We start from the raw sequence: 12,143 nt of genomic DNA, 5'->3' as shown, positions 1-12,143 counted from the left end.
ATTCAATCGCTTGTTTGGCTTTCAACAGCGCCAGTTCATGTTCCCGATCGATACGATTATTTTCTTCTTTGTCCAACCGGCGCGTTTCCTTCATCAAGGCTAACAAGCGAATCCCAGCTTCGGCTTCAGCTACATCATCTTTCAACTCCTGTTGGCGCAGCCAGTGTTTACGCTCGGCTTCCAAACGTTCGCGCTCGTCTCGAATGCGTATTTCTTCCCGCTGCAACCATAGCTCTTCTTCCACATTTTTGCGCTTCATTTCCCACTCGAAATCCGCGCGCTTGCGGGCAATATTAACTTCAGATTCAAATTTTTTCAGATCATACTCTGTCGACAATTTCAATGCCAGCAAATTCACTTCATAAGTCTGCTCCACTTCTAGCTTTGCCAGCAGATGCGCCCGCGCCATCTCGTGATCTTTGGCATCTTCCTTCCAGGTACGCAGCAATTCTTCACGCTCTTTCTCGCGCAGGAGATTATCATAATCCATATCGTGCAGGAATTGCGTAAACTCGGCCTCGGAGGTGATTTCGTTCATGCGGTCGCTCATCACGGCTTCGCGCATGCGCTGGTGAATCGCTACCCGTTTTTCGTCCATTTCGACTTCGCGCGTCTCTTCAGCCAGTTTCACCAAATCCAGTTCGCGTTGGGCTTCGCCAATATGCTTGCGGCCTTCAGCTTCGGCTTCTGCTTCGGTGACTTGCAACGCATATACGCGACGTGTTTCGTTTACGCGCTGCTGGTCGTCCAGAATGCGCTCCAGGTGCTCCATATTCAACTCAAGCACACGGATATTCAAGAACGACAGGCCCAATTGCGCAAAAGTCGTCTTCAAGGTTTCATCAAGCAGCAATTCAAGCCGATCTTTGAGTTTGAAATCTTCGGCCAATTCTTGCAGCGTGTGTTTGCGCACCCAGCGCTCAACCACCTGCACCACCTCGGGGTAGAGATGCTGACGCAGCGCTTCTTTGGAAATGCGCTCATTCCCTTTCAGCATATTGACCAGGAATTTGCCAGGGAATGCGACTTCTGCCTGCAAGCGCACCGTTGCGCCTATGCGCAGCGGATCGCTGGTAAAAATGCCACCCAGGTTGAATTCAAATTCTGTGGGGGTAATCTCTACCAACAAGGCGGTTAGATTCTCCGGGATGCGTCCGGCAAATAGCTCTTTGAGCCGCCCCCCAAAACTATCCAGCGAATATTCGCCGGGGGCCACCGTCCCAACCACTTCCCCTTTATCCACCAGCAAGGCATTCGTGCCCAGATCAACGATCAGGCCGTGCTTGAGAAAGCCGGTCACATCATCGGCGTCAATGCGCACGGCAAAATCATCATCATTGCGCGCCCAACGGTGATTACGCATCACCGGGGCCGCGCTGCTACTGAGCGATTGCCCGCATTCCTTGCAAAAGCTGGCATCTCCGCGGTTTTCGACGCCGCACGCGCCACAACGCAGAACGCCGCCTGCCAGGGTGGTGCCGCAATTGCCGCAAAAATTCGCCCCTTTGGATATTTTTTCCCCGCACTGGGGACAGGTTTGTCGATTCCCGAACATGGCTTTCTCCTTTTCACTCACAAAGTATTAGGACTGTAGACGTTTTTTTTGTTCTTCGGATATTTTGAGCGCCTGGCTGCGATTGGCGAAGTGGTGCTTTAGGGCATCCAGACTCGCTCGTAGTTGATTCTGTTTGTCGGGGTCAATCTGCCCCCGGGCGGATTCCTGCACCAGGGATCGCACATCTTCTCCCAGGGCGCTGGACCGCACCAGCAGGCCTTCATCATAATCGAGCAGATCATCCCACATTTTGCGGCTGATCTTTAAATCGGTGACATAAGGCGGCACCCCCAGGATAGGGTTCATGACCATCTCGCGGGCGTGTGCAAATTCTTTCTCCAGGGCACGCAACTCCAGGGCCAGGTTTTCATCCCCCTGTGCAAATACGCGCGAGCGCAAGTCGTTCAGGGCGGTTTGGGCAATTTGCAAATCGTTGTGGGTTTGGTCGCGCACCAGCACATCGGCCTGCGCACGGTCTTGACCCACCAGATCATCTACAAAAGTGGTACCGGGGTCAACCCAATATGCATGTTGCAGCTCATCGTATTTTTGAAAAAGTTTCTTGATGCTATCAAAGAGAATTCCGGCTACTGCGCCCCAAACAATGAAATAGAATTCCCAGCGATTGGAACCATCGGCGTCACCGGCGAGAAAATTGACAACTTTAGTGAGGCCAATTGCCAACAGCAGCACAAAAACCATCCAGATCACATGGCGGCGCCACCAATAGCGCGGATAGCGGCGACCGCGGCGTGGTGCGAGGGTTGTCTGCGTCTTGGCTTTATCTTTGCGCTGGAAGAGATTGCCGAGGCGAAAATGATCGCGGCGGGTTTCTTTATTCCCCAGATCGCTGACCCAGGCGGTCAGCCCGCTAAGAAATGTCGGCTGCAACGCATCTGCCGATGGCTCCGGATCATGGAGGGGATGCACGGTTACGGATTGTTCTTCATGAATACCCATTTCGCTCAGCGCATCGGTTAGGTCCTGCCGAGATTTAGCCGCGGTGATCTTGCGGCGATTTTCGACATCCTGCAATCGTTGTTCTAATGCCAGGGCCTGTTCGGCGGCGATCAAACGATCTTCGGAGCGCAGGAAGGAGATAAAATGGAAGAAATCCAGGTGCAGGCCAAGCTGGTTGAGCGCCGGTTCCAGGCCGGGGCGAATATCGGCCATCAGCGCATCGCCATGCCGCCCGGCGAGCAAATCTACCGCCAGGTTGCGGCGCACCCCCGGGGCGAGGATATCCCAGGCCGATTGAGCGGGTAAATCCATCACATCGCCGTGGATTACGCCGCGCGGCACGACATATTGGGTGAAGAAACCCGCCAGATCGAAAATCTCGACGGCGCACAGCAAACTGGCATCCAGCAGGGCGCTGTCGCGGCTGAGCAGGTTTTCGGCTTTCAGACGGGCGTTGAATCCCGCCGCGGGGACAAAGCCAACCTTCATTCCGCCTGCCACCTCAGAGCCGCGTCCGCCTGCCGCCAGGGTGTGCTGACCCGGCTGATAGGTTTGCAGCGCGCCATCTGCGGTAATCACAACCCCCAGACGTCCGGGCGGCACATCCAACTGCCTGCTTTTTTTACCGGGCAATTCTTCCAGGTTATAGTGACGGGCCAACGGGATTTGGTTTTCAGTCATAACGGCCTCCAAGATTAACTTATCCGCTAATGTTCACGACTTTACGTAAACTTTGTAATGGTCAAAAGAAGGTTGAACAGCATACTATTTATGTCACTGCGAGGAGCATCTTTTTGCGACGAAGAAGTCTTCGGGTTGGCGAGAATTCGCGGTTTCATTTCTTTAATTCCTTTGGAATTGAAAAACTCAACTCAACTTTAGCGCGTTGCACCAGTTCGACCACGGAATTGGGTTGCTGCAAGCGCATCCGGCTGAGGGCGGCCAAACGTGCATCGGGGTTGAGCTGCGGCTTCGAAAAGAGCATCTCGCGCAAATCGCTCAGGCTGATGCTCTGCGGATCAAAGGTAATATTGGCGGCAATCAGGGCGGCATACGGCAGGCATAGCGGCCCCAAATTGCCCTCGGCCTGCGCCATCAGCAGATCGCCGATCACATAACCCAAAGGCTGACCGAGTTGGGTGCTGAAGTGGTCATCATATTTGGCGCCTTCAAAATGGATCAACAGGATTGCCTGCAGCAACAGATCCGCTGAAACGTCTTCATCGGCGAAGAGCAAGGCCAACGCCCCAAGAAGATAGCCTTGCAGTTCTTTCAGATCGGGAATTTCAGGGGGCATGGCTTGAATAGCTTTTAATATGGCTTCTATCGAGTAGTGTTTGGCTGGATATTTTTCATCGATTTGAGAGGGCAGGTAGGCCTCGATCCAGGTGGCCCAGCCCTCTTCAACGAAGAGTGAAGCCTGGTTCAATAAAATCGCCTGTTCGCGGCGCAAACTATCTATTGGATCATCGGCAGCCTGATAGCCAAAGCGGCGGGCGGTTTCGGATATAACCATACCCAGGCGGTTTTTGACTTCACCCAGGGCGCTATAGACTTCGAGAAAGCCGTGGCCCAGTTTTTCGTGGATGGCGGTTCCCAGGATGCGCGGCAGATGCTGCGGGTCTTGAAAAGCCTGGCGCGGCGACAGATTAGCGCCATAGGCAAACAGCCAGCCGTTAAGATAGCAGCCCACCCCGGCCAGATTGTAGCCAAACATGCCACCGCCGCGATATTTTTCGGCCTGCGCCTGGGCTTCGGCAGCCATAGCCTGCACGGCAGCCTGACGCGCTTGTGTGGATAATTGTAAATTTTCGACAAGGGGTGTGAAAAATTCTTCCAGTGTTTCGCAATAGACAATGGGGTAGGCCAGCCGCTCAAGGGGGTAATAGCGTCCTAAATCAAATGTGGCCGCAAAGGCGCGGTCCAACTCTGCCAGGGTATCGTCGTCTTTCAAGTTGAGCAGCGGCTGGGCAACATCCAAACTTTGGCGAGCGGTTGTCTGTTGAAAACGCAAGCGTTCATCCGCCCCTACCAGCCGCCGGGCGACATCTTCGGGCAAAGCGGGTGTGATCTGGCGGCGGTATTGTTCGCGCATAGCAGCAATTTCCGTATCCAGACGGGTTTTGCGCTGTTGGGCTTTTTGATCCAGCTTTTGGCTGAAGGTGTTTTTCATGTTATCAAGTTGGCTCATACCGTGGTGCTCCAATATAAATGTCAATAACTCGATTCGGGCAAGGGGGGCTTGCCCCCCTTGCATCCCCCCGCTTCAGAACTCCCTTCGGTCGCAGCACTCCCAGAGCTTCGCTCTGGTCGCAGAAACCAGTACTCCCTGCGGTCGCAGTATCAGGGTGCCCCCTTCGCTCCGCTACGGGGTCACTGAGCGGGCGCAACGGAAACCGATGAGGTAGTTCCTAAGCGATGGTACGTTGCTGCCGCGATAGGCAACCCGCAGGAGGTTTCCATGATTGAACCAGGAACCGCCACGCAGAACGCGTTTATCACCAGCGTCCATATTCTCTCGCCCATCTTCTGCATCATACGGATACCCTTCATACAACGATGACACCCACTCCCACACATTCCCGGCCATATCTAGCACGCCATAGGGGCTAACTCCGGCCAGAAAACTGCCAACCGGCGCAGTTTCTTCATAACCATCACAAGAACCAGCATCACTTGCGTTGGCATTTTTACAATTGAATTCATTACCCCACGGATATATCAGCCATTGGTCTCCACGAGCTGCTTTTTCCCACTCAGCTTCGGTAGGCAATCTTCTGCCTGCCCAAGCGCAATATGTGTTCGCATCATACCAGCTCATATGCGTTACTGGATGTTGAGCATATTCAACAGCCAATAAACTGCTCGATCCATTATCCATGCAAGTTCCTGCATTCACACATTGCAAATACATGGCATTGGTCACTTCCGTCTGATCAATCCAGTAGGCATCAAGATCAACCTGATGGCGGGGCTTTTCATCATTTTCAACTATTTCATCATCATCGGCGGAGCCCATCCAGAACTTACCTGCCGGCACGTAGACCATCACCATGCCATCTTTGGGCGATATTTCTGTTGTGTATGCTGGAGTGGGTGTTTCTGCTGGGACAAATACTTCTTCAAGAATAGGTTCCGTTCGCTGATTTTGTAAATACTGCCAGCCCGAAAATAATCCGGCGGCTACTGCCACAATTACCAGCGCAGCTATGCCCGCTTGTATCAATTTAGGAGAAAGTTTTCGTTGCGTTAATGGGATTTTCCTAGGTATTGCAGGTTCTTTCAATGGGGTAGATTGATTGTCTTTTAGGGCGCTTGCAAATTGCCCTGCACTTGCGTAGCGCGCTTGTGGATCACGCGCTAGTGCTTTCATCAATATACTTTTGGCCGCGGCAGGCACGCCTTTGGGCCATTCAACTGGCAGTTCCGGCCCCTTAACCAGATGTCCGGCAATCACTGCTTCTGGTGTATTCCCCTCAAATAAGGTTTTCCCGGTCAGCATTTCGCTGCATACACAGGCCAAAGAATATTGGTCGCTGGCTGCGCTGGCTGTCTGACCGTTCCAAATTTCGGGAGCGATATAGGCAGGCGTTCCCATAACGGCACCTGTATTGGTCGTCATCCCGCTGACATGAAACGCTTTGGCAATCCCAAAATCACCCAGCACGGCGCCATCTTCTTTAGCAATAAGGATATTTTGCGGTTTCACATCACGATGAATAACGCCTTTGCGGTGGGCAAAATCGAGGGCGGCGGCGATCTGCTGGATAATTTCCAAGGCTTCCTCCCAAGAGAGCTTTTTTCGTTTGGCTAATATTTGGGCTAGCGCCGGGCCATCCGCATAACGCATGGCAATGAAATAGCGTCCATCTTGTTCGCCTACATCCCACACCCAGGCGATTTGCGGATGCGTCAACTCTGCCATATTTTTGGCTTCTTGCACGAAACGGCTGAAGGCATCGCTGTCTGCCAGCAACGCTGGTTTGAGTACTTTCAGCGCCACGACGCGGTCTAGAGCCGTGTCCGTGGCTTTGTAAACATCGGCATAGGCACCGCTGCCAATGTGGGTTTCGATTTGATAGCGTCCGAGTTGGTGTAGTTCGGTCATCATTACTCCTGGCTGAAAGCTGTCAGCTATCAGCTTTCAGTTGGGTTCCGCAGGCTTCGCAGAATTTTTTGTCGGGTTCAACTGGCAATTGGCAAGTCGGGCAGAGGCGCTCTGCGGGGGTCAATTTGACGCCCTCGTGGTTAATCTCAACCCGGTCACCTTTTTGGGCACCGGCCGCGATATTATCACCATGAATTTGGTCACCGCCGATTTTGTCGCCGCCAACCATATCGACATGTTCACCTTGAACTTGTGTTACTGGCGCGTGATAGTGATGTTCCTGAGGTTGACTAGTTGGTGTAATTTCTTTTGCTTTTACAATCACATACGCAGTTCTCTTTCCTTGATAGCTCTCGTCCTTATAATCTTGCCAAACCCATTCAACAACCAAAGGAACTGCATCACCAACTTGATTTTCGTATGGCCGCAGAGGAATCTTGGCGAGACGTTCTCCCTTTGCGGCAATATTCTTCAGCCGGACAAATGTGGTTGTTTCATCGACTTCAAAACGTCCACCTAATATTTGAATACATACATCTCTCGCTACGCCGCGGCCAATATTACGCACTGTAAGTTTCAAAAGGTTGAATTTGCCTTCCTGAAAAGTATTTTTTGAAAAATCATCAATGACAATATGAGGTAACGAGCGATAATGAATAATTTTAACCTGACAATCCTGGCATTCTTCATCCATGCCAAGGTCATCATAATACGCTTTCGCTTTCTCATACAGACCAGCAACTTTGTTTTCATCGTCAGTACTAATACGCTCAGCCTGTTGTGCCGCCCGGTGATAGGCATTGGCAGCTTCAAATGACCGCTTTAAGGCTTCCCAAGCCTGGGCTTCTTGCCAGAATCTCCCCAAGCTGCGCGCCACTTCTGCCGTTCGGTTCCAGGCCCATTCGACCGGGGTATCGTTGATCAGCAAATTCAGTGAATGGAGTTCTTTTTCAGCATCGCCTATTTCTTCATATAGTTTGGCCGCTTTGGCATACGCGCCTACGCTTAGCGCCAAATCCGCAACTTCCTGGGGTGTACCCTGCCCTTTTATGGCATCAATATCACTCGGAGTAAAAGCAACTTTGCCCGCCAAACGCAAAATATCTTTGAAATTCCCCACTTGAAGATGTAAATCCAATGCCTTGCGGAACTCGTCTACCTGCTCATACAGCGAAGCCGCCTTTTTTAGTTTTTTGGCCTGCTCATACAGCGGCGCGGCCCCCAATAAGTCGCCCATCTCTTCCAGTATTTCAGCCTGAGCCAGTTGATTTCCGGCCAACTCGAAAAATCGTTCGGCTTCGCTTTTGCGCTCCAAATTGCGCGCCAATTCTCCAGCCAGTTGATACAAACTGGCATGTTCAAGTAAAGCAAAAGCCTTATCATATTCTTTGAATGCCGCATACAATTCTGCTGCTCGACGATAATCCCCTTTCAAAGCCAGTGCGATGGCTTTAGCACGGTCATCATCCGCCGAGGTGTCGGCAGCGGTTGCCGCTACGCGCGTTGCGAAGACATTACCATCATACGTTCCAGCGATCAGGTTTCCAGCGTCAATCAACAGCTCCGTACGAATGGGGTCTTCATCTGTACCAAGCGCGGCTTCCCACAAATATTTGCCTTGCTCGGGGGTATAAGCCAATACCCGGCCATCATCGGTGGCGGCGTAGATGGCGTTTTGTCCCATTGATAGAATACGCGCCCGCGCCGGGAGCGCGGTTTGCCAGATTACCGAGCCATCCTGCGGACGAAGCGCCTGGAGTTGGTAGCGGCCTGCCTCGGGTGTAGATTCATCCCCGCGGACGATCAAATAAAAGGCGTTTCCATCCGCCTGGGGGGGGCAATAAATCCGGCGATAATCCTGCTCCCAAAGACGCGACCCGTTGCGAATATCCACACCGATCAGGTGTTTGCGCTCTTCCAAAAATGCTATCACTGAACCACAGGACGCGGGTGATTGCGCCAACATACCCTTGGTGGAAATTTTCCAAAGCTGTTGCCCGCGCGCAATCGAAAAAGCAATCAAATAACCTTCCCCGTGCATGGGACGCCCATCACTGACTATAACGGTATCGCCAACCACAAATGGGGTCAGCGCCCACCAGGCATCCAATGGCTGCTGCCAAAGCTGCTCGGGCTGCGGGCTGCGGCTCAACGCAAACAAACCTGATTTCGACGTACGCACCAAAATATTATTTTCGGTCATTACCGGAGCCGATAGTTGATGGCTGTCGGCCTGCCACAAGGTTTGAATTTCCCCGCTGAATGCATCCATTGCAACCAGCCGCCCGTTGCCAGCCTGCCCCAGCGGGCGCTCATCGGAGATCGCTGCCAGAAAACGGGTTCCCTCCGCAACCAGCACCCGGATCATGCGCCCGGCTTCCAATGCTGTTTTCCAGCGAACCGCGCCATCAGCAACACTCAATCCAATCAATTCACCATTACGCTGCGGGAAAACAATCACGCCCCCAGCAATCGCTGGTACCGCAAAAACACCGGAACCCGGCCCACCCAGGCCGCCTTTCAGCAACACTGGTCCCCATACTCGCTGGGCAATTTCCTGCGGCAAAGGGCGCTCCCAGTTGCATTGCAGGCAATGGGGCGCATCCAAGATTAAGTGTTCATGTGGGCAAAATATATCGTGTGGCATAGGCAGTCAATCTTTCAGAGCAATCTTGATATTTTTCGAACCCAAGAAAAACAAAGATCCGGTTTCAGAATAGTGGCCTTTATTTCGCTTTGGGCATGTGTAAAAGATACCTTCGTACAAATAATACAGTAAAACTGAACACGAACAGGGATATTATAATAATGCCGGGCAGGGCGACAACTCGCTGCATAATTTTGATCGAGGAAGATGGATACGAACACACAATAACGCGTTCCACAAGGCCGGGAATAATCGGTAAATTCCCACCTATCGAAATTATGATCAGTATAATCAACGCCAGTAAAATAAGATAAACGCCAAATGTAATATGATCGATTAATTTTTCTCTTTTTCCGTCCACTGACGTTACAGAAGGCTTGTGCTGCATTTGCTGAGACGGCAGCCATGCTTCTGCAGCGGCAAATTCATCCAGGCGGGTATGGAGTTGCTGATTTTGTTGCCGTAACTCCTGGACTTCTCTCAATATTTCTTTTCGGCGTTGAGCTTCCTCCAGAAGTTGGTCAATTTTGAGTGTGGAACGTATGGATTTGGCCGCATTCAATGTTGTGAGCGCACCATCAAAGTCCAAAGTATCAATCTGCTTGTGTGCACTCGCCAACAGCATTTCCCACTGCTCGTAGATGAATTCATCCACATGCTCTTCAATCGCCTGAATAAATTGGCCAGCGCTCGTATAGCGATTTTTTGGGTCTTTTTCCAGCGCTTTAAGCAGGTCATTCGCAATAGTGCGGGGCAGCGCTGGATTGATTGTGCAAGGATCAGGCGGTGGTTCATCCACATGTTTCTTTTGGATTTCGAATGTGGTTGTTCCATCAAAGGGAACCTGGCCTACAAATAGCTCATAGGCAACGATCCCCAAAGCATAAATATCAATCGCTGTGCCGGGTTTTTGCCCCTGTATTTGCTCTGGAGCCATGTATTTTTTTGTCCCCAGTGTTACCCCTGATGATGTAATGCTATCTTCCACTAAAGATTTCACCAGCCCGAAATCTGTCAGTACAGGCTGACCATCTTCATCCAGTAAAATATTCGAAGGCTTTACATCCCTGTGCACAATGCCTTTTGAATGGGCATGATCTAAAGCATCTGCAATTGGCTTAAGCAAGTCAACGGCTCGTGCCAGGGATAGTGGCTTTCCGCGTTGTAATAACTCACTCAACGGTCCTCCACTAAGATACCCCATAACTAAATAATAGCGCCCTTCATTCTCGCCAACTTCAATCACGGTAGCAATATTGGGATGCCGCAATGAGGCCGCCATGCGCGCCTCACGCCGGAACCGCTCCACAAAATCAGGGGAAGTAGCCGCATCGCTTTTTAATACCTTGATGGCAACCTCCCGCTCCAACATGGGATCACGCCCGCGGTATACAATCCCAAAACCGCCTTCACCTATTTTCTCAAGGACCTCGTATTTGCCGATGTTCAGCAGAGGTGTTTTTCCGCTCATATGCCAATCTCCTGGTGCTGTAACAAATGCTGAATGCGATTATTGATAAACGGATGCGTACTGCCCCATTCGGCAAAAGCTGCCGCGCTGGCGGTATCTTGTTTGGCCTGCTCGAGAAATGCATCGACATTCATATGAATATCGGATAGCCCCGATGAGAGTTTGAGCAACGCCGTGACAACCGGTTTTGGATTCCCGCCCGATGCGAGCAGGGCAATGGCGTCAGCCGAATATTCACAGGAACGGCTCCATTTGTAGAACAACCAGCGGATCGGGGTGGCTCCCGCCATCAGGCTGATCAGCCGGGCGTGACCATAATAAATATGCCCCAACTCGTGGCCAATAACGGCCTGGAGTTCGTCGTCAGCGAGGTTGGCGACAAGACCGGATGTAACCACAATCGAATACGGTTCTTCGTAACCAAAAGCGAAGGCATTCATATTGGCCTCCTGGGTGACGAACATTTGCACCTTCACCGGGGGCAGATGAGACAAGGCACGCTGCAATGCCTGATAAAGATGAGGTAGTTGCTGTTCAGTAACCTGCACTGAATTGCTCAAGGCTCGGGCGCGCATCATCGCCGAGGAGATATAGCCAACCCCAAAGAGCAGGGCACCCAACAACCCGCCGAGGTAGCCCGACAGCGCCAGCAACAACATCATCACTACAAAGCCAAACGCAAGATCACTACTCTCTTTGGGGTACCGGTATCCATCCAGGTGGGCGACAGCATCGGCGCCTTTGCCGCTGATGGCGTTGCGATGTTCAGTGACCAACGCCAAGGGGCTAATGGCGACAAAGATCAGGGAGCACAAGCCCATGAACACCAGATCATCCAGTAAACCCACGCCGGGCAGCAAATCGCCGGGCGTAGGAATACTGGCATACGCCAGCGGCAAGCCCAGTAAAAAGATTTTCAGCCAAATGCTGGCACGCTTGTCACGCGACAAGCGCCAGGTCAGTCGAAAGTGGTTGAAGAATTTGAGTAGCATGTTGTTCTCCAGTGATTAGCTGCCAGCCATCAGCCGTCAGCCACAAGACGAGAAAATTGAGTGGTTTAGCTGCAACATCCACCTTCTGGCTGCCGCTGCCATCACCCTCCCCTGAATTTGGGGGAGGGCCGGGGAGGGGGCATTCGTTCATTCGTTGACACCTTATTTCCCAAAAAATCGATTCCGGCAGGGGGGACACCCCCCTGCACCCCCCCGGATTCAGAATTCCAGAACACCAGCATCCAGAAAGCCAGAATCAGGGTGAGCGGGCGCAACGGAAACCGAAGTCGTAGTTCCTAAAGGATGGTACGAGGCTGATGCGATAGGCAACCCGCAGGAAGTTTCCAAAATTGCTCCAGGAACCGCCACGCAGAACAAAAAAGTTACCAGCTTCATGTTTTGACTCCGTC

At 52.0% G+C, this 12,143-nt stretch carries 9 protein-coding genes; all 9 read right to left on the bottom strand.

Features of this window, described 5'->3' with window-relative positions:
- Positions 1 to 1,555: zinc-ribbon domain-containing protein (locus tag HN413_03960; protein MBT3389544.1), on the bottom strand; the 1,555-nt coding region annotated here is incomplete at its 3' end.
- Between the two features lie 27 nt (positions 1,556 to 1,582).
- The gene (locus HN413_03955; GenBank protein ID MBT3389543.1) at positions 1,583 to 3,196 is read right to left on the bottom strand and encodes a hypothetical protein; all 1,614 of its coding nucleotides are present in this window, start codon (positions 3,194 to 3,196) and stop codon (positions 1,583 to 1,585) included.
- Positions 3,197 to 3,350: 154 nt separating this feature from the next.
- Complete coding sequence (locus HN413_03950; protein MBT3389542.1) at positions 3,351 to 4,706, bottom strand: hypothetical protein; 1,356 nt, start codon at positions 4,704 to 4,706, stop codon at positions 3,351 to 3,353.
- Positions 4,707 to 4,880: 174 nt separating this feature from the next.
- On the bottom strand, positions 4,881 to 6,626 hold the full coding sequence (locus HN413_03945; protein MBT3389541.1) for an SUMF1/EgtB/PvdO family nonheme iron enzyme: 1,746 nt from the start codon (positions 6,624 to 6,626) through the stop codon (positions 4,881 to 4,883).
- A 19-nt stretch (positions 6,627 to 6,645) separates the two neighbouring features.
- Positions 6,646 to 9,189 carry a PQQ-binding-like beta-propeller repeat protein gene (locus HN413_03940; protein ID MBT3389540.1) on the bottom strand — a complete coding sequence of 848 codons (2,544 nt, stop codon included), beginning with the start codon at positions 9,187 to 9,189 and terminating at the stop codon, positions 6,646 to 6,648.
- A gap of 160 nt (positions 9,190 to 9,349) precedes the next feature.
- Positions 9,350 to 10,741, bottom strand: coding sequence for a protein kinase (locus HN413_03935; GenBank protein MBT3389539.1), 1,392 nt, complete (start codon positions 10,739 to 10,741; stop codon positions 9,350 to 9,352).
- Positions 10,738 to 11,733 (bottom strand): M48 family metalloprotease, encoded by a 996-nt coding sequence (locus HN413_03930; protein MBT3389538.1) that lies wholly within the window; start codon positions 11,731 to 11,733, stop codon positions 10,738 to 10,740. Before HN413_03930 ends, HN413_03935 begins: the two co-directional genes overlap by 4 nt.
- Complete coding sequence (locus HN413_03925; GenBank protein ID MBT3389537.1) at positions 11,681 to 11,884, bottom strand: hypothetical protein; 204 nt, start codon at positions 11,882 to 11,884, stop codon at positions 11,681 to 11,683. The genes HN413_03930 and HN413_03925 overlap by 53 nt, the downstream gene beginning before the upstream one ends.
- A 105-nt stretch (positions 11,885 to 11,989) precedes the next feature.
- Positions 11,990 to 12,143: SUMF1/EgtB/PvdO family nonheme iron enzyme (locus HN413_03920; GenBank protein ID MBT3389536.1), on the bottom strand; the 154-nt coding region annotated here is incomplete at its 5' end.

The sequence above is a fragment of the Chloroflexota bacterium genome (assembly GCA_018648225.1).
GTDB lineage: Bacteria > Chloroflexota > Anaerolineae > Anaerolineales > UBA11858 > NIOZ-UU35.
Note: the sequence above shows the minus strand (reverse complement) of the source record. Positions and strands in the feature narration are given on the sequence as shown.